This window comes from Streptomyces gilvus (genome assembly GCF_022513565.1).
Classification (GTDB): Bacteria; Actinomycetota; Actinomycetes; order Streptomycetales; family Streptomycetaceae; genus Streptomyces; species Streptomyces gilvus.
Map to the genome: position 1 here is coordinate 58,343 of NZ_JAKWBE010000027.1, position 17,785 is coordinate 76,127.

The 17,785-nt window shown below is 72.9% G+C and carries 18 protein-coding genes, 1 pseudogene and 1 riboswitch; of the genes and pseudogenes, 4 read left to right on the forward strand and 15 right to left on the reverse strand.

Features of this window, described 5'->3' with window-relative positions; translation table 11 throughout:
- Positions 1 to 15: 15 nt before the first annotated feature.
- The 5 genes from MKW14_RS31630 to MKW14_RS31650 form a co-directional block, all read right to left on the reverse strand.
- Positions 16 to 960 (reverse strand): carbohydrate ABC transporter permease, encoded by a 945-nt coding sequence (locus MKW14_RS31630; protein WP_240868432.1) that lies wholly within the window; start codon positions 958 to 960, stop codon positions 16 to 18.
- The gene (locus MKW14_RS31635) at positions 957 to 1,862 is read right to left on the reverse strand and encodes a carbohydrate ABC transporter permease (protein ID WP_240868434.1); all 906 of its coding nucleotides are present in this window, start codon (positions 1,860 to 1,862) and stop codon (positions 957 to 959) included. The genes MKW14_RS31630 and MKW14_RS31635 overlap by 4 nt, the downstream gene beginning before the upstream one ends.
- The gene (locus MKW14_RS31640) at positions 1,859 to 3,193 is read right to left on the reverse strand and encodes an ABC transporter substrate-binding protein (protein ID WP_240868436.1); all 1,335 of its coding nucleotides are present in this window, start codon (positions 3,191 to 3,193) and stop codon (positions 1,859 to 1,861) included. The genes MKW14_RS31635 and MKW14_RS31640 overlap by 4 nt, the downstream gene beginning before the upstream one ends.
- A gap of 244 nt (positions 3,194 to 3,437) precedes the next feature.
- A complete protein-coding gene (locus tag MKW14_RS41375; protein ID WP_308314657.1) occupies positions 3,438 to 5,201 on the reverse strand; it encodes a C40 family peptidase in 1,764 nt (587 codons plus the stop codon).
- An 8-nt stretch (positions 5,202 to 5,209) separates the two neighbouring features.
- A riboswitch (cyclic di-AMP (ydaO/yuaA leader) is annotated at positions 5,210 to 5,375 on the reverse strand.
- A 192-nt stretch (positions 5,376 to 5,567) separates the two neighbouring features.
- Positions 5,568 to 5,972, reverse strand: a complete 405-nt coding sequence (locus MKW14_RS31650; RefSeq protein ID WP_240868439.1) for a DUF5997 family protein — start codon at positions 5,970 to 5,972, stop codon at positions 5,568 to 5,570.
- A gap of 58 nt (positions 5,973 to 6,030) precedes the next feature.
- On the opposite strand from MKW14_RS31650, the gene MKW14_RS31655 reads away from it, so the two are divergent.
- Positions 6,031 to 6,807, forward strand: coding sequence for a LysR family substrate-binding domain-containing protein (locus MKW14_RS31655; RefSeq protein ID WP_240868444.1), 777 nt, complete (start codon positions 6,031 to 6,033; stop codon positions 6,805 to 6,807).
- Positions 6,808 to 6,814: 7 nt separating this feature from the next.
- On the opposite strand, the gene MKW14_RS31660 is transcribed toward MKW14_RS31655, so the two are convergent.
- Positions 6,815 to 7,147: a TfoX/Sxy family protein gene (locus MKW14_RS31660; protein ID WP_240868447.1), complete on the reverse strand. Its 333-nt coding sequence runs from the start codon at positions 7,145 to 7,147 to the stop codon at positions 6,815 to 6,817.
- 132 nt (positions 7,148 to 7,279) lie between these two features.
- Here MKW14_RS31660 and MKW14_RS31665 point away from each other — a divergent pair, with 132 nt between their 5' ends.
- Together MKW14_RS31665 and MKW14_RS31670 are read left to right on the forward strand one after the other, a co-directional pair.
- Entirely contained in the window at positions 7,280 to 9,880 is a 2,601-nt protein-coding gene (locus MKW14_RS31665) for an ATP-binding protein (RefSeq protein WP_240868449.1), read from the forward strand.
- Between the two features lie 104 nt (positions 9,881 to 9,984).
- The gene (locus MKW14_RS31670) at positions 9,985 to 11,373 is read left to right on the forward strand and encodes an FAD-binding oxidoreductase (protein WP_240868452.1); all 1,389 of its coding nucleotides are present in this window, start codon (positions 9,985 to 9,987) and stop codon (positions 11,371 to 11,373) included.
- A 29-nt stretch (positions 11,374 to 11,402) separates the two neighbouring features.
- Here the strand turns inward: MKW14_RS31670 and MKW14_RS41035 are convergent, their stop codons facing one another.
- The 5 genes and pseudogenes from MKW14_RS41035 to MKW14_RS31685 form a co-directional block, all read right to left on the reverse strand.
- Positions 11,403 to 11,777: a carboxyl transferase domain-containing protein gene (locus MKW14_RS41035; protein WP_308314658.1), complete on the reverse strand. Its 375-nt coding sequence runs from the start codon at positions 11,775 to 11,777 to the stop codon at positions 11,403 to 11,405.
- Complete coding sequence (locus tag MKW14_RS41040) at positions 11,765 to 12,100, reverse strand: carboxyl transferase domain-containing protein (protein ID WP_276622393.1); 336 nt, start codon at positions 12,098 to 12,100, stop codon at positions 11,765 to 11,767. Before MKW14_RS41040 ends, MKW14_RS41035 begins: the two co-directional genes overlap by 13 nt.
- Positions 12,022 to 12,195, reverse strand: a complete 174-nt coding sequence (locus MKW14_RS41660) for a biotin carboxylase N-terminal domain-containing protein (protein WP_374116620.1) — start codon at positions 12,193 to 12,195, stop codon at positions 12,022 to 12,024. The genes MKW14_RS41040 and MKW14_RS41660 overlap by 79 nt, the downstream gene beginning before the upstream one ends.
- On the reverse strand, positions 12,192 to 12,341 hold the full coding sequence (locus tag MKW14_RS41045) for a biotin carboxylase N-terminal domain-containing protein (protein ID WP_276622395.1): 150 nt from the start codon (positions 12,339 to 12,341) through the stop codon (positions 12,192 to 12,194). Before MKW14_RS41045 ends, MKW14_RS41660 begins: the two co-directional genes overlap by 4 nt.
- 65 nt (positions 12,342 to 12,406) lie before the next feature.
- Positions 12,407 to 12,585, reverse strand: a pseudogene (locus MKW14_RS31685) (HAD family phosphatase); the annotation flags it as partial.
- A gap of 138 nt (positions 12,586 to 12,723) precedes the next feature.
- Here MKW14_RS31685 and MKW14_RS31690 point away from each other — a divergent pair.
- On the forward strand, positions 12,724 to 13,758 hold the full coding sequence (locus MKW14_RS31690) for a lactonase family protein (RefSeq protein WP_240868455.1): 1,035 nt from the start codon (positions 12,724 to 12,726) through the stop codon (positions 13,756 to 13,758).
- A gap of 90 nt (positions 13,759 to 13,848) precedes the next feature.
- Here MKW14_RS31690 and MKW14_RS31695 read toward each other — a convergent pair whose 3' ends face one another.
- From MKW14_RS31695 to MKW14_RS31710, 4 genes are all read right to left on the reverse strand, one after another.
- A complete protein-coding gene (locus MKW14_RS31695; protein WP_240868458.1) occupies positions 13,849 to 14,772 on the reverse strand; it encodes a sirohydrochlorin chelatase in 924 nt (307 codons plus the stop codon).
- A 142-nt stretch (positions 14,773 to 14,914) separates the two neighbouring features.
- Positions 14,915 to 15,913, reverse strand: coding sequence for an N-acetylglucosamine kinase (locus MKW14_RS31700; RefSeq protein WP_240868460.1), 999 nt, complete (start codon positions 15,911 to 15,913; stop codon positions 14,915 to 14,917).
- Positions 15,910 to 16,587: a uracil-DNA glycosylase gene (locus MKW14_RS31705; protein ID WP_240868462.1), complete on the reverse strand. Its 678-nt coding sequence runs from the start codon at positions 16,585 to 16,587 to the stop codon at positions 15,910 to 15,912. The genes MKW14_RS31700 and MKW14_RS31705 overlap by 4 nt, the downstream gene beginning before the upstream one ends.
- 73 nt (positions 16,588 to 16,660) lie before the next feature.
- Positions 16,661 to 17,746, reverse strand: a complete 1,086-nt coding sequence (locus MKW14_RS31710; RefSeq protein WP_240868565.1) for a WD40/YVTN/BNR-like repeat-containing protein — start codon at positions 17,744 to 17,746, stop codon at positions 16,661 to 16,663.
- Positions 17,747 to 17,785: the final 39 nt, after the last annotated feature.

Genomic DNA, 17,785 nt, shown 5'->3' on the forward strand with positions numbered 1-17,785 from the left:
ACTGACTTCGGTGGTTCAGCCCTTGGTGGCCCCGGCGGCGATGCCGGTGACCAACGAGCGCTGGAGGAGCAGATAGACGATCAGGCTGGGCAGCAGGGCGATGACCGCACCGGCCAGCACGACCCCGGAGCCGACCTGGGGGTCGCTGCGCAGGATGGACAGGGCGACGGTGACCGTGTAGTCGGTGGGGTCCTTGGCGGCGATCAGCGGCAGCAGGTACTGGTCCCAGATCATGATGAAACCGAGCACGCCGGCCACGCCGAGCGCGGGCCTGCACAGCGGCAGGACGATCTGCCACAGCAGCCGCAGTTCGCCCACACCGTCGATGCGGGCCGCCTCCTCGATCTCGGTGGGGATGTCCTTCATGAACTCGGTCAGCATCATCACCGAGAAGCCCCAGGCGCCCAGCGGAAGGATCACCGCCCACGCCGTGCCCTTCAGGTCCAGCCCCAGCACCGGGACATGACCGAGGACCAGGGACAGCGGGATCGCGATGACCTCCTCGGGGAGCATCATCGTCAGCATGAACAGGGTCAGGACCAGGGCCTGTCCGCGGAACCGGTGCCGGGCGAGGGCGTAGGCGGCGAGCACCGAGACCACGAGCTGGAGCAGGAGTCCGCCGCCGGCGATGACCAGCGAGTTGGTGAAGTAGTCCCAGATGCCGCGCTCACCGGCCACCTTGACGTTCAGCAGGGTGGGGTGGTGCGGGAGGAACGACAGCGAGGAGCCGCTGGGGTTCCTGCTGAACGCGCCCGACAGGATGGTCAGGAAGGGCGCGGCGAAGATCGCCAGCGCGATCACGCAGAGCAGGATCCGCAGGGCCAGGCCGAACCCGGGCCGGTCGCTCCAGCCGAGGGCCGTGTCGAAGCGGGCCGGCGTGGAGCGCTGCTTCCCGGACGGCCGGCCGAGGGCGGCGCCCGGCGCGGGTGTGCGGACGGGGTCGATGGCGGGGGCGCTCATCGCACGTCTCCCCTCTTGCGGAGGTAGTTGACCGTGACGGTGAGCAGCAGCGTCACGCACAGCAGTACGACGGAGGCCGCGGAGGCGCCGCCGATGTCGTTCCGGGTGAAGCCCAGGGTGTAGGCGCGGGTCATCCAGACGTCCGTCGACCCGGCCGGACCGCCGCCGGTGAGGACGTAGACCTCCGTGAACACGCGCAGCCCGCGGATGGCGGCGAGCGTGAGCACGATGCTCATGGCGGGGCGGATCGCCGGCAGCGTGATGTGGCGCAGCCGCTGCCACAGGGAGACGCCGTCCATCGCCGCCGCCTCGTACAACGAGCGGTCCACGCCCGCGAGTCCGGCGAGGATGATCACCATGTTGTACGGGGCGGCCATCCAGATGCCCATCACCATGGTCGCCCACAGCGCGGTGTCCGGGTTGTCGAGGAAGGCCACCGGGCCGATGCCGAGGAAGCCCAGGGCGCCGTTGACCAGGCCGCCGGAGGTCGGGTAGTACAACAGCCGCCACAGCTCGCCCACGACCGCGGTCGCGGTGACCACGGGCAGGAACACGGCCGTCCGCACGAGCTTCAGCGAACGTGCCTGGCCCTCCAGCAGCAGGGCCAGCAGAAAGCCGACGACGATCGCGCCGAGCGAGATGCCCAGGCCCAGCAGGAGGGTGTGGCTCACCGCCTCCTGGAAGCGGTGGTCGCTCAGCACGCGCGTGTAGTTGTCGAGGCCGACCCACTTGTCGCCGAGGAAGGGCCGCACCTTGAAGAAGCTGAGCCAGATGCCCTTGCCCATCGGCAGGAACTTGAAGACGAGGGCGAGCAGCAGTCCCGGGGCAAGGAACAGCCAGGGCAGTACGGCCTGCTTGGGGAACCCTCGGCGCCGCGGGGGCGCGGTCACGGTAGCGGTCATTTCAACAGGTCCTGGTCCTTGAGGTCACCGGCGAGGGTGTCGTTGAGCTCCTTGAGGGAGGAGCGGACGTCACTGCCGCAGTACGTGAAGACCGCGTTGAGGCTGTCGGCGGTGTCCTGCTTGATCGGGGCGAAGTCGGGGGCGTTGGGGAACTGCTCGGACGCGGTCTCGTACGCCTTCTGCACGACGCTCCAGCGCGGGTCGTGACGGACCTCGGCGGCGTCCAGCGTGGAGTTCGTGGGGATGCGCACCACGGGCTGGTGGCCGTCAACGCTGGTCATGGCGATCCGCTGGCCCTCGGGCGAGACGAGGAAGGCCGCGAGCGCCCGCTCCTGCCGGGCCTTTCCGGTCCTGGCGCCGAAGTAGACGTTCTCGCCCTCGGCCAGGACGTCGGCTCCCGCCGGCCCCGCCGGTGCGGGGACGACCTCGTACTTGTCCTTGCCGGGCGTGGCGTCGAAGGTGGTGATGTTGTACGGGCCGGTCATGTACATCCCGGCGTCGCCGTCCCGGAAGTTGGTGGCGGTACCGGTGACGGCGCTGACCGCGCCGGGCTGCAGGAGGCCCTTCGCGCCGCAGAAGAGGTTGTCCTTCAGCCAGGTGACGGTCCGTACGGCCGCCGCCGAGTCCATGGCGGGACGGTAACCGCCCCTGCCGTCCGGCTCGATGACCTTCGCGCCGCCCTGCCACAGGAAACTGGACGCCCACCAGGCGGCGTAGCCGTTCTGGGCGCTGCCCGGCGCGACGATGCCGTAGGTGTCCTTCTTGCCGTCGCCGTCCGGGTCGCGGGTGGCGAAGGCCTTGGCGACGTCGAGCATCTGCTGCCAGGTCGTCGGCGCCTTCAGTCCCAGCTTCCGCAGCCAGTCCTTGCGGATCATCAGGGCCATCGCCTGGCGCGAGTAGGGGATGCCGTAGTGCCTGCCGTCCAGTCCCACGGTGGAGGCCCAGGACTTGGCGGTGATCTGGTCGTGTCCCGCGATCGAGGCGGGATCGATCGGCTTGAGCAGTCCCTGGCTCTGGTAACTCCCCATCAGCGCCGTGTCGTTGATCATCACGTCGGGGAGGTCCTTGCTGGACGCCCGGCTCTGCAGCTGCTGGTCGAAGTTGACGACCGGCTGGTAGTCGATCTTTATCCCGGTCTTCTTGGTGAAGGCGGCGAAGACCCGGTCGTAGGTCGCGGCCGAATCCGGATCGCTCCGGGTCCACACCTCCAGCGTGTTCGGGTCACCTCCGCCGGCACTGGTGGAACCCGACCCGCAGGCGGCCGTCGTGCATGCGAGCCCCGCCACGGCGAGGGCGGCGGCCAGGCGGCGACGTCGTCCACGAACGCCCATGGACACCTCCGTTCATATCCGTGAACATCCTTCACGGATCTAAATGACGGGGCTCAAGGTATGAATCATTTCATCCGTATGTCAAGACATGACTGATGGATTTCACCAGCTTCACCGACCCTCTGCATCTCGTGCGCGAGCGGGCGACTGGGGGGACGGGGTGACGTGGGTGACCGGGAACGCCGAAGAGGCCGCCCACGGTTCGTGGACGGCCTCTGGGGTGGAGCGCGTGCCGGTGAAGGTGCTACGCGGGGCGTACCGCGATACGGATCGCGGCCTCTCCGGCGTAGTGGACCGACTCCTCGCGGATCACCGCGCCCGGTCCGGGGGCGTGGATCATCAGACCGTTGCCGGTGTAGAGACCGACATGGCTGAAGTTGTCGTTGAAGAAGATCAGGTCCCCGGGACGGCTCTCGGCCAGCGGGACCACTGTGCCCGTGCTCGCCTGCTCGTGCGTGGACCGGGGCAGCGCGACCCCGGCGGCCCGCCAGGCGGCCTGGGTGAGCCCGGAGTTGTCGTACGACTCCGGCCCGACCCCGCCCCAGATGCACGGCCTGCCGATCTGCGCCCGGGCGAAGGACACGGCCCGGTCCGCCTTGGTGCCGACCGGCGGCTCGGCGGGCGCCTCGGGCACCCCGGTGTCGAGGACCGACGGCTCCTGGAGCCGGCGCCACTGGTCCGACACGGGCAGGCTCGAGTCGGCCGCGGCGGACAGGTTCCACGCGCCCGTGTCCATGACGGACGGCTGCTGCGGGGTCGCCTCGACGGTGGGCTGCTGGAAGCTCCACTGCGTGCCGGTGTCCAGGGCGGTCACCTGCTGCTGCGCCCCCGTGTCGGTGACGGACAGGCCCATGTCGGGGCCGGCCTGCAGCGGCAGGCTCCACGGTTCGCCGGCCGGCACGCCCGTGTCGAGCACGGACGGCTGCTGCAGCCGCCAGGCCTCCTCGGTCGCACGGGTCGCCTCCTCCGACCAGGGCGCCGGCGCCAGAGCCGCCTGCGGCGCCGCCATGGTCATCGAGGGCATGACGGCCGTCTGGGACGCCGTGGCCGCCGTCGGGGACATGACGGTCGCCTGTGGCCCCGTAGCCATCGGGGACATGACGGTCGCCTGTGGCCCCATGGCCGTGGGCGACATGACGGTCGATTGCGGTGTCATGGCCGGCGAGGGCATGACCGCCGTCTGCTCTGTCATGGGCACCGAGGGCATGACCGCCGTCTGCTCTGTAATGGCCGTCGGGGGCATGACCGCTGCCTGCTCTGCCATGGCCGTCGGCGACATGACCGCCGACTGCGGTATGGATGTCTGCCGGGCCGTGTACCGGTACAGCAGCTCACTCGCCGCGGCGATCTTGCGCTGGCTCTGCTCCTTGGACGTGCGCAGTGAGGCCTGCCGCGGCTCGCCGCCCGTCGCGCCCGCCCCCATGGCGGACTCCTGACGCTGCGCCGGTACGGCGGGCAGCGCGGCCGTGCCACCCCCCGCGGTCAGCTCGGCGACAGGACGGCGCGCTCCGCCCGCGGGCAGTTCGGCCACGCTCCGGCCGGGTGCCTCCAGCTCGAAGCCCGTCCGTGCCTCCGGGGCACGCACCGGCCGCGACGGGGCCTGGCGGGGGGAGGAGGTGCGCTGGGCGGGCATGCGGTCGGCCGGCAGGATCGCCGGGATCGTCGGCCCCAGCGAGGCGCGCGCCGCGTCGAACCACCGTCGGCTCACGTTGTCCAGATCGGGGTCCGAGCGCCTGCCGCCGCCCGCCGGTGCGCCGCGTCCCCGCGAGCCGGTCACCGTCGGCCGGGTGAAGTTCCACTGGCCGGTGTCCGACTCGGCCCGGTCGTAGAGGCTGCTCACCCGGTCCCGGACGGCCTCCCGGCTGGGGGCGTCCTCCCCGGCGAGGGGAACGGCGTCGGCGCTCTGCGAGAGCATGGCCACCGAGGTGAGGGCCGCCGCGGCGAGGGCGGAGTTGCGCATCCCGGGGAGGCCGGAGCCGCCCGTGCGCGATGGTCGATCCGGCGCCATGGGAGCCGTACTCCTTCCGTACTCCGCCTACCGAGTTAGCTGTCGGGTTCGGGCGGTCGTGTCCGGAAGGCATGCCCTACGACCCTTGCCCTCGCGGGCAGTTGGGCCGATTCACCCCATGATTCGGTTGGGTCCCCGGCTCCGGTTCGACACCGGACTCGGCGGAGGCCACGCGTCCCGACGGGGTTCGCCGGAGGAACTCGAGTGGCCTGGACCCACGCTAGCCAACTTGTGCGGCTGGTGTGAAGGTTGAAGGGCGGAATGTCCGATACGCTTTTGTGACCTTCGTCGTGACGGGCCGTCAGGTTCCTCTTCCGTGCACACAGCGGATCGGGAGCGTGACCGACCGTCGCGACGGCGGGCGTCTCAGGACTGCGGACCGTCTTCCCGGGCCGCAAGCTCGGCGTCGCGCTTCTTGATCCGCGCCGCCTCCTTGCGGACCTCCGCCTGGGTGGCCCGCTCCTTCACCAGCCACTCCGGCTGCTCCTGCTTGAGCGCCTCGATCTGCTCGGTGGTCAGCGGCTCGGTCACCCCGCCGCGCGCCAGCCCGGCGATCGAGACGCCCAGCTTCGCCGCGACCACCGGCCGGGGATGCGGCCCCTTGGCGCGCAGCTCGCGCAGCCACTCGGGCGGCTCGGCCTGGAGCTGGTCGAGCTGGGCGCGCGAGACGACACCCTCGCGGAACTCGGCGGGGGTGGCCTCGAGGTACACACCCAGCTTCTTCGCCGCGGTCGCGGGCTTCATCGTCTGGGTGGTCTGGTGCGACTTCATGGGGTCCAGGGTATCGACCGGGTACGGGCCCCTCGACCACGGCCGGTAACCTGGCCAGGTGACAGGCTCGGAGACATCCCCCACGTTCCGGCTCGCGTACGTCCCGGGGACCACGCCCGCCAAGTGGGTGCGGATCTGGAACGAGCGGCTGCCCGAGATCCCGCTGCACCTCGTCGCCGTACCCGCCGCCGAGGCGCCCGACGTGCTGCGCGCGGGCGAGGCGGACGCGGGCCTGGTACGGCTGCCGGTCGACCGTGGGTTCTTCAGCGCGATCCCGCTCTACAGCGAGACGACGGTGGTCGTGGTCCCCAAGGACCACGTGATCACGGCGGCCGACGAGGTGACGCTCGCCGATCTGGCCGACGAGGTGCTCTTCCACCCCCTCGACGACGTCTTCGACTGGGACGCCCCTCCCGGCGAACCCGCCTTCGAGCGCCCCGCCACCACCGAGGACGCCGTGGAGCTGGTCGCGGCGGGCGTCGGCCTCCTGGTCGTCCCCCAGTCCCTGGCCCGACTGCACCACCGCAGGGACCTCACCTACCGCCCCGTCGTCGACGCCCCGCAGTCGGGTGTCGCGCTGTCCTGGCCCGAGGAAGCGACCACCGACCTGGTCGAGGACTTCATCGGCATCGTGCGCGGCCGCACGGTCAACAGCTCCCGGGGCCGCAAACAGCAGCTGGAGGAGAAGCCGAGGCAGGGGGACAAGCCGAGGCAGACGGACAAGCCGCAGTCCTCCGCCCGCCGCAAGCCGGCCCCCGCCAAGCAGCCGGGCCGCACTCCCCGCACGGGCGGTTCCAAGCCCGGCAGGCGAGGCAGGCCCGGCCGCCGTTCGTAGGAACGGCTCACTTCGGCGGCAGTCCCGCGGCGAACGCGTACCCCTCGTCGATCCACGCCCCCAGGACGCTGTCGTCCGCCAGCGCGGACGGGTCGACGACGATCCAGCCACGCATCGGGCGCCCCGTCATGTCGACGAGCCGCGCCCCGGGCCGGGCCAGCGCCGCGTCCGTGGCGTCCGGCCCGACACGGACCATCAGCCCGCCGCCGCCACTCGCGCTCACCGCCATGTTCCCGCGCAGCAGAAACGCGAGCCCGCCGAACATCCGCTTCTCAGTGACGTCGGGATCGGCCTCCAGATGCCGCCGAACCCGCTCGGCCAACGCTTCGTCGTACGCCATACCAGGCCCCGCTCCGTGCTCCGACCTCCAGGATCCCAGGATGGCCCCGGTGCGCCCTCCTGTGCAGATGACCGGGAGCCGCCCGGCCCGAGAGCCCTACCGCCATCGGCGGTCGGTGGCAGAATCGGCGGGGTGGACCGGGGGATCCTCGAACGTGAGGCCGAGCTGACGCGGCTGGCCGAGGCCGCAGGTGCGGCGGCGGACGGTGCCGGCTCGGTGGCGCTCGTCTTCGGCGAGGCCGGCATCGGCAAGTCCAGCCTGGTCAGAGCCCTTCCGGAGCGGTTGCCCGAAGGGGCCAGGGTCCTGGTCGGCCAGTGCGACGACCTCGCAACCCGCCGCCCTCTGGGCCCGTTCCGCGACCTTGTCGGCAGCGTCGGCGCCGAGCTGGCCCGCGCCGTCACCGAGGGCGGCGATCGTCCCCGTGTCTACGAGGCCCTGCGCGCGGAGCTGGCCGTGACTCCGCATCCCGCCGTACTGGTCGTCGAGGACGTGCACTGGGCCGACGAGGCGTCCCTGGACGCCCTGCGCTTCCTGGTCCGGCGCATGGAACGGCTCCCCGCGCTGCTCGTCCTCACGTACCGCGACGACGAGTTGGGCCGCGACCACCCGTTGCGCCACCTCCTCGGGCAGGTCTCCCGCGCGCCCCGGGTGCACCGACTGCCCCTGGCCCGGCTCTCCCTCGACGCGGTGCGTACGCTCAGCGCGACCGCCGAGCTGGACGCGGCCCAGGTGTACGAGGTGACCTCCGGAAACCCCTTCTTCGTCGCCGAGGTCGTCGCGGCGGGCGGCACCGGGGGTGTGCCGCCGACCGTCGTGGACGCCGTGCTCGCCCGGATGCGGGGCCTGGACGCCGCGACCGTGGACGCGCTGGAACAGCTCGCCGTGGTCCCCTCGGCGGTCGAACGGCCCCTGGTGGACGCCCTGTTGGCCGACGGAGTGACCGTACTCGCCGAGGCCGAGCAGCGCGGGTTGCTCGCGGTGACGCCGGAACGGGTGGCGTTCCGGCACGAGCTGATCCGCCGCGCGGTCGCCGACTCCGTGCCCACCGCCCGCCGTATCGACCTCAACCGCACCGTCCTCGCGGCCCTGGTCGCCCGCCCCGGATCCGACGCCGCCCGGATCGTGCACCACGCCGCCCAGGCCGGCGACGAGGACGCCATCGCCCGCTACGGCCCCGACGCGGCACGCGACGCGGCCTCCGCCGGCGCCCACCGGGAGGCCGCCGCCCAGCTGCGGCTGGTGCTGCGCCGACGCCGGCGGCACGGCCCGGCCGACCTCGCCGACCTGCTGGAACGCTACGCGATCGAGAGCTACACCATCGCCGACTCGGCCGCCGCCGTCGCCGCCCAGCGGGAGGCCGTCGCGCTGCGCCGCTCCCTCGGCGACATCCTCGCCCTCGGCGCCGACCTGCGCTGGCTGTCCCGTATCCACTGGTGGGCCGGTGACGCCGACGAGGCGCAGGACGCCGCCCGCGAGGCCGTCACGGTCCTGGAGCACGCGGGCGACGACCGGCTGCTGGCCCTCGCCGTCAGCAACATCGCGCAGCTGCGCATGCTGTCCGACCGCTACCCGGAGGCCGTCGAGCACGCCGAACGGGCCATCGTGCTGGCCCGGAAGACGGAGGACCAGGCGATCCTCGCGCACGCCCTGAACAACCTGGGCACGGCCCGCTGGCGGGGCGGCGACCCCGACGGACGCAAGCAGCTGGAGGAGAGCCTGGAGGTCGCCCTGGCCGCCGGTGAGGTCGAGCACGCCTGCCGCTCCTACGCCAACATCATCTGGACGCTGCTCGACAGCCTCCAGTACGGCGAGGCGGACCGCTATCTGCCCCCGGCCATGGACCTCGCCGACCGCGCCGAACACCTCGGCTTCCTCACCTACCTCCATGTCGAGCTGGCGATCCGGCGCCTGGCCGCCGCCGACTGGGAGGACGCCGAGCGGCACGCCGAGTTCGGCATCCACGACTTCCTGCCCGCCCGCTGCCCCGCGCTGACCGTCCTGGCCCGCGTCCGCACCCGCCGCGGCGAACCGGGCGCCGCCGAACTCCTCGCCGAGGCACAGGAGATCGCCGTACGGACCACCGAACTCCAGCGCACCGGCCCGGTCGCCGCAGCGCTGGCCGAGGCGGCCTGGCTGCGCGGCGACGACGCGGCCCTGATCGAGGCCGTCGCCCCGGTGTACGCGCAGGCCCGCGACCTGGCCGGCATCCCCTACCGCGCCGAACTCGGCTACTGGCTCAGCAGGGCCGGGCAGCCGGTCGACCTGGAGGACTGCGACCACCCGTACGCCCTCCAGGCGCGCGGCCACTGGCGCGAGGCCGCCGCACGCTGGCAGGAGGCGGGCTGCCCCTACGAGCACGCCGCCGCGGTCGCCGAGAGCCCGCACCCCGCGGACAAGCTCGCCGCCCTCGCCGAACTCGACGCCCTGGGCGCCGAACCGCTGGCCCGCCGCGTCCGCGCCGAACTGCGCCGGCTCGGCGTACGGCGCATCCCGCGCGGCCCCCTCGCCGCGACCCGCGGCAACCCCGCCGGACTGACCGAACGACAGCTTCAGGTCATGCGTCTGCTCGCCGAGGGCCTGACCAACGCCGAGATCGCCGGCCGGCTCGTCGTGTCCGTCCGTACCGTCGACAACCACGTACGCGCCGTCCTGGAGAAGCTGGACGCGCCCACCCGGCGCCACGCCGCCGTACGCGCCGCGGAGCTCGGCCTCCTTCCCGGCAGCGAAACGTAGGTATCCGAACGCCCGAGCTAGGTGATGGCCACGGATGCCCGCGCCCGCGCTACCCGAGTAGAACGTACGGAACGTCCCGACACACGACAAACGGGGGAAACCGTATGTCCAGCACCACCGCGCAGGCGGCACGACGGGAACTGACCGGCTTCACCGGCGAGCTGATCGGCCCCGAGGACTCGGGTTACGAAGAGGCCCGTGCCGTCTACAACGCGATGATCGACCGCCGCCCCGCACTCGTCGCCCGCTGCGCCGACGCCGACGCCGTGGCCCGCGTGATCGGCTTCGCCCGCGCCCACGACCTGCCGCTCGCCGTCCGCGGCGGCGGCCACCACGGCGCCGGGATGGGCACCGTCGACGGGGGAGTGGTCGCCGATCTCTCACCCCTGAAGCAGATCCACGTCGACCCCGAGGCCCGCACCGTCCGCGTCGGCGGCGGCTGCGTGTGGGGCGAGGTGGACCGCGCGACCAACGCCCACGGCCTGGCCACCCCGAGCGGCATCGTGTCCACCACGGGCGTCGGCGGCATCGCCACCGGCGGCGGGCTCGGCCACCTCACCCGCAAGTGCGGGCTGACCATCGACAACCTCCTGTCGGCCGAGGTCGTCCTGGCCGACGGGCGCCAGGTGCGCGCGAGCGCCGAGGAGAACACCGACCTGTTCTGGGCGATCCGCGGGGGCGGCGGCAACTTCGGTGTCGTCACGTCCTTCCTCTTCCGGCTGCACGAGATCGGCACGGTCGTGGCGGGGCCGACCTTCTGGCCGGTCGAGATCAGCGCCGACGTCCTCACCGCCTACCGGGACTTCCTCCCCAACGCGCCCCGCGAGCTCAACGGCTTCTTCCTGTACGGCACCGTCCCGCCGGCCCCGCCGTTCCCCGAGGAGATCCAGCTGCGCAAGACCGCCGGGATCGTGTGGTGTCACACCAGCGGTGACCCGGAAGCCGCCGCGCGCGCGATGGCCCCGCTGCTCGACGCGCTGCCCGAGCCGTTGCTGCACGCCGTCGGACCGATGCCGCACCCCGATCTGCAGTCCATGTTCGACGGGCTCTACCCGCCCGGCCACCAGTGGTACTGGCGTGCCGACTTCGTCGAGGAGATCCCGGACGAGGCCGTCGAGCTCCACGCCAAGTTCGGCGCCGAGGTGCCGACGGTCCAGTCGACGATGCACCTCTACCCGATCGACGGCGCCGCCCACGACGTCGGCGCCGACGAGACGCCCTGGGGCTACCGCAGCGCCCGCTGGTCCACCGTCTACGCGGGCGTCGACCCCGACCCCGCCAACGCCGAGCTGATCAAGCGCTGGGCGGTCGACTACTCCGACGCCCTGCACCCGTACTCGGCGGGCGGCGCCTACGTGAACATGATGATGGACGAGGGCCAGGAGCGCGTCCGGGCCAGCTACCGCGGCAACTACGACCGGCTGGCCCGGGTCAAGGCCGCCGTCGACCCGGACAACGTCTTCCGCCTCAACCAGAACATCCGGCCCAGCTGACGATGTCCGCACGGTCCGGGTGACCGTGCTCACCAGGTGTCGATGAACGGACGGTGCCCCGGGCGGGGGACGGGGCACCGTTCCAGCGCCGCCAGGATCCATCCCCGCGACCCGGCCGGGTCGATGACCGCGTCGATCTCCAGCGCGGCCGCCGCGTTGACCGCCTTCCCGCGTTCGTACAGCTCGGCGACCCGCTCCTCGAAGGCGCGGGCACGCTCGGCCGGGTCCTCGATCGCCGCCGGCTCCTTGCGGTGACCGAGCCGGACGGCTCCCTCCAGGCCCATCCCGCCGAACTCCCCGCCCGGCCAGGCGGCGGTGGCCAGCGGCGCCCGCGTGGAGCCGCCCGTCATGGCCATCGCCCCCAGCCCGTACGCCTTGCGCAGCACCAGACTCACCAACGGCACCCACAGATTCGCCCCCTCCCGAACAGCCGCGCGAAGTGCCGTACGGTCGCGGTCCGTTCGGCGTCCGGACCGACCATGAAGCCAGGGGTGTCGCACAGCGAGACGACCGGCAGTCCGAACGCGTCGCACAGCTGCAGGAACCGCGCCGCCTTGTCCGCCGCGTCCCGGTCGATCGCCCCGCCCAGATGCGCCGGGTTGCTGGCCGGCAGCCCCAACGGCCGCCCCTCGATCCGCACCAGGCAGATCAGCACCCCCACGCCGAACCCCGGCCGCAGCTCCAGCACCGAGCCGGTGTCCCCGAGCCCCGTGACCGCCGCCCGCATGCCTCGCTCAGGAAGCCGTAACCGGGATGGAGGCAGTCGCAGCCGGTGCTCCGGGCGGCGGCGAGCAGGGCGTCCCCCTCCAGGTAGCCGCTCACCGGTACGGACTCGTCGAGGAGCCGGGCATGGGCGTCGTCGCCTCCTCGTGCACCGCGACCGTGCGCAGCCCGGCCTCCGCCGCGGCCCGCAGCACACGGACGGCGACCTCCCCGCGGTTGGCGACGAGCACGGCGGCAGACCCCATGGAACCCTCCAGTCGGCGGACGTCATCGACCGGCCCGATCATGCTCATGGACGCCGTTGCCGCCGTCAACGCGCCGATCGCACCAGCCAGTCGTACGCGGCCCGCGCCGTGAACTCCGGCCGGCCGCCGCGCAGGAGCAGGTCCGCGGTGGCGAACTGCGGGGCGTGTTGCGCGGTGAGGTAGGGGACGGCGATGCAGCGCATCCGGCCGCGTGCGCGGCGGCGGCCCCGGGTGCCGCGTCCTGCGCACCCCCTCCGGATCCCCGCCGGCCGGCGCCTGACCATGCGTCCGCACGACAGGAACAGTCTCCCCTCTGGTCTAGACCGCACGTGATCGACTGCTACCGTCAGCCCCATCGGCACAGAACCGAGAGGGGACAGCGGTGACGGATGGCGGCGTGCGGCGGCGGAGGGCCTTCATCGGGTCGTTCACGGCGGCGGGAGGCCCGGGGATCGTGACGGCGGCCGTGGCTGCGAGCGGCGGCGCGCTCACCGCTCTGAGCAGCGTGGACGGCGTACCCGACCCGTCGTATCTGGCCCTGGCGCCCGGCGGGGGCCTCCTGTACGCGGTGAGTGAGACCAGCGAGGGCGCGGTGGCCGCCTACCGAGTGACCGAGGACCGGCTTGAGCGGACCGGGGCGCCGGTGCCGGTCGACGGGCAGGGCCCCACCCACCTCAGCCTCCACGCCGGGCACGTCCTGACCGCCAACTACGGCTCCGGCAGCGTCACCGCCGTACCCCTGCGCCCCGACGGCACCCTCGCCGGCGCCCCGTCCGCCGTGCTCCAGCACGCCGGTTCCGGTCCCCACACCCGCCGCCAGCAGGGCCCGCACGCCCACCAGGTGCAGCCCGACCCCAGCGGCCGCTGGGCCGTCAGCGTCGACCTCGGAACGGACTCGGTCCGCGTGTGCGTCCTGACGGACGGCGAACTCACCGTGCACCGCGAGATCGCCCTGCGCCCCGGCTCCGGGCCCCGCCATCTGGCCTTCCACCCGGACGGCACGCGCGCGTACGTCGTCAACGAGCTCACCCCCACCGTCACCGCCTGCCACTGGGACGCCGAGGACGGCACCCTCAAACCGCTGACCGAGACCCAGGTGCTGCCCGCCGCCCCGGCCGGCGACGCCTACCCCTCGGGGATCGTCGCCTCGCCCGACGGCCGCTTCGTGTGGATCGCCACCCGCGGCGAGGACGTTCTGTCCACCTTCGCCGTCGAGGGCGAGGAGCTGCGGCTGATCGGCACCGTCCCCTGCGGCGGCCACTGGCCCCGCGCCCTCACCGAGTCGGAGGGCTTCCTCTACGCGGCCAACGAGCGCTCCGGCGACGTGACCTGGTTCGCCGTCGATCCGGACACCGGTCTGCCGCGCTACGAGGGCTCGATCGAGGTGCCGGCCGCGTCCTGCGTCGTCCTCGACTGAGTCACGCTGACGCGAACGCCGAAGGGCCCGGCTCCGGACTGCGGAACGGGCCCTTCGGCGGTGTCACATCCCTGCCCTGCGGGGCGCGGGTCAGCGGACCGGCGCCCCCTGCGGCTGCTGCGGGGCGATGCCCAGGGCGGTCGTGTACTTGGCCAGCGCCAGCTTGCCGATGGCCGGGTAGGGGCCCAGCGCCTCGGCGGCCGCGCAGCCCGCCTCCTTGGCCGCCTCCCCGATCAGACCGGGGTCGATCTCCGGCCCTATCAGGTACGGCGCCAGCGCCAGCTGCTGCGAGCCCGAGGAACGCAGCTGCTCGGCCACGGAGGCGATCGAACCGTCCTGGTCCAGGGCCGCCGCCATCACCGGCACGGCGAGGCGGGCGGCGAGCAGCATGCCGGTGATCCCGGCCGCCTGCGCGGCCTCGTCACCGCCCACGGAGGCCAGGATGATGCCGTCCGCCGCGGTCGCCACGGTGAACAGCCGGGCGCGGTCGGCGCGGGCCAGCCCCGCCTCCGACAGCCGCACGTGCAGGGCCTCGGCCAGCAGCGGGTGCGGACCCAGCACATCCGTCAGATCGGCCGCGACACGGCTCTCCATCACGGCCTGGCGGATCTGGCGCAGCAGCGCGCTGTCGGGACCGGCCAGCAGCGGCACCACGACCGCCACCGGGCCGTCGGGCTCCTTGATGTCCAGGCCGGCGGCCTTGGCCTGCTCATAGCGGGCCGTGCGCTCCTCGGCGGCGTGTGCCAGCACACCCTGGAGCGTCGGGAACTCCGAGTCGTCCCCGTCCAGGTACGCGATGCGCGCGTCCAGACCGGGGAGCTCGGAGCGGGCGATGCTCACGACCTCCTCGGCGAGGCCGCGCGTCGCGGTGCTGGGAGTGCCCGGCACCGCGAGGACGAGCGCGGGCGCGCCCTCGGGAGCCGCCAGCGGCTCGGGTCGGCGGTGCCGCCCGGGCTGGCGAGGTCGCGGCATTCGTACTGGCAGGCCGGACGCGGGTCCAGTGGGGGAGCTCATGGCGACGCATGTTACTGGCTTCTTGGGCTCTCCCGTTCGGGGAGGGTGCAGGTGAGCGGTATCCGTCCTGTTTTGTCTGATGAGTTACGCCGGAATCACCGGTGATCGCCGTGCGAATCGGGCGCATTGCGGAGTCTTGGGATCAGTCCCTCTTTGTGGTCACCACGGACAACAGCGCCGCGTCACCCGGCAGGGTGAGCGTGCCCGCGGCCAGGTCGGCCGCGATGCGCAGGGCGCCGCTCAGCGGATCACCGGCCGCCGCCGCCCGCCGCGCGTGCGGCAGCGCTCTGGTCAACTCCTGCTCCAGCGGTACGAGGAGGGGGGCGCCCAGGTTGAACAGGCCCCCGGTGACGGCGACCTGTGGCTCGCCCTCGGCCGGGCACACGGCCGCCGCGGACTCGGCCATGTGCCGGGCCGCCGCGCGCAGGATGCCGGCGGCCACCGGGTCGCTCCCGGCGCAGGCGCCGACCTCGGGTGCGAAGGAGGCGAGGACGGCGGGCCGGTCCGTACGGGGATACAGCCGCCCGGGGATTCCGGACGCCGGGCCGAACAACTCCTCGGCGCGGGCCAGCAGTTCCGCCGATCCGCCGGGCCGTCCGTCGTGGGCGCGCAGGGCGGCCTCCAGCCCGGCCCGGCCGATCCAGGCGCCGCTGCCGCAGTCGCCCAGCAGATGCCCCCAGCCGTCCGCGCGCCGCCAGCGCCGGAGATCCGTACCGAGGGCGATGAGTCCCGTGCCACCGGCGATCACGGCACCGGGCCGCGCCCCGAGCGCACCGGTGTACGCGGTGACCGCGTCGGCGGCGAGAGCGACGGCCGGAACACCGAACTCCGCGCGCAGCGCCGCCGGAAGCCCGGCACGCAGGTCGTCACCGAGGGTGGCGAGCCCGGCGGCCCCGACAGCGGCCGCCCGCACCTCCGAGACCCCACTCTCGGCGAGCAACACCCGCACCAGGGGCGCCAGTCGCTCCATGAAGTGCCCGGCGTCGATCCCCCGCGCCCCGGTCCGCACCGGCCCCGCCGCCTCACGCTGTCCGAGTACGTCCCCCTGCGCCGAGGCCACGACGACCCGCAGCCCCGAGCCCCCCGAGTCGACCGCGAGAACACCGGCCGAACCCCCTTCGCCGGCGTGCCCGCCGGTCACGGCAGGCGCCAGTCCACCGGTTGGCCGCCCATGCCGACCAGGAGGTCGTTGGCCCGGCTGAAGGGACGGGAGCCGAAGAAGCCGCGGTCGGCGGACATGGGGGACGGATGGGCGGACTCCACCGACGGGAGGTTGCCGAGCAGCGGGCGCAGGTTGCGCGCGTCACGCCCCCACAGGATGGACACCATCGGCTTGCCGCGCCCGACGAGGGCCCGTATCGCCTGCTCGGTGACCTCTTCCCAGCCCTTGCCGCGATGCGCGCCCGGTTTGCGGGGCGCCGTCGTGAGCGCCCTGTTGAGCAGCAGCACCCCCTGCTGCGTCCAGGGCGTCAGATCACCGGTGGAGGGCTGGGACAGGCCCAGGTCGGTGTTCAGCTCCCGGAAGATGTTGATGAGGCTGCCCGGCAGCGGACGCACATCCGGAGCCACCGAGAACGACAGCCCCACCGCGTGCCCGGGCGTCGGATACGGGTCCTGACCCACGATCAGGACCCGTACGTCGTCGAAGGGCTGCTGGAAGGCCCTGAGGACATTCGGACCCGCCGGGAGATAGGTGCGTCCCGCGGCGATCTCCGCCCGGAGGAAGTCCCCCATCTCGGCGATCCGCCCGGCGACGGGTTCCAGGGCATGCGCCCAGCCCGCTTCGACGATTTCATGCAACGGTCGTGGTGCCACGCGCGTCACCCTACTGCCGTACGGGCAGCGGGGATCAACCGGTGGCCAAGGCCCCCCGTTCCCCCCTGACGGTTCATCCGACCACCGCGGCCCGCACACACAGGACGTCCGGCAGGTGCGAGGCCAACTGCCGCCAGTTGTCGCCGTCGTCGGCCGAGGCGAACACCTCGCCGTTGCGGTTGCCGAAGTACACGCCCGCCGGGTCGGCGTCGTCCGTGCACATCGCGTCCCGCAGCACCGTGCCGTAGTGGTCCTCCTGGGGCAGACCCGCCGACAGCGGCTCCCAGGACTTGCCGGCGTCCTGTGTGCGGAAGACCCGGCACCGGCGATCGGCCGGCACCCGGTCCGCGTCGGCGTTGATCGGGAACAGGTACGCCGTGTCACCGCGCCGCGGATGGGTCGCCGCCGCGAAGCCGAAGGTGGACGGCAGCCCCTCGCCGATGTCGGTCCAGTGCGCGCCCGCGTCGTCGCTGCGGTACACGCCCCAGTGGTTCTGCAGATACAGCCGGTCCGGGTTGGCCGCGTCGCGGGCGACCTTGTGCACGCACTGTCCGAACTCCGGGTTCGGATCCGGCAGGAACACCGCCGAGACCCCGGAGTTGGAGGGCGTCCAGCTCGCGCCGCCGTCCGTGGTCCTGAAGACCCCGGCGGTGGAGACCGCGACCGTCACCGACCGCGGGTCGCGCCGGTCGGTGAGTACGGTGTGCAGGCCCTCACCGCCGCCACCGGGCACCCACTTCGACCGGGTGGGGTGCTCCCACAGCGGACGGACCAGCTCGAAGGTCTCCCCGCGGTCCTCCGAGCGGTACAGCGCGGCCGGCTCGGTGCCCGCGTACACCACGTCGTCCTCCGCGGCGGCCGGATGCAGCTGCCACACCCGCTCCAGCGAGGCGCCTGTGTCCTTGGGGAACTTCACGGCCGGCTGCGGTGGTTCCACCCAGGTGCGGCCCAGGTCGTCGGAGTGGAAGACCGACGGACCCCAATGGGAGCTGTCGCCCCCGGCCAGCAGGCGCGGGCGGTCCCCTCGGGTGTCGATGGCCACCGAGTAGACAGCTTGCGCGTTGAAATACGGACTCTCGTCGAACTCCCATTCGCTCCCGCGCCTGCGCCCGATGAACAGGCCTTTTCGTGTGCCCACGGCGAGCAGTACCTCGGTCATGCCGATCACCTCCGCGACGTCCTTGTCCCAGACATCGGC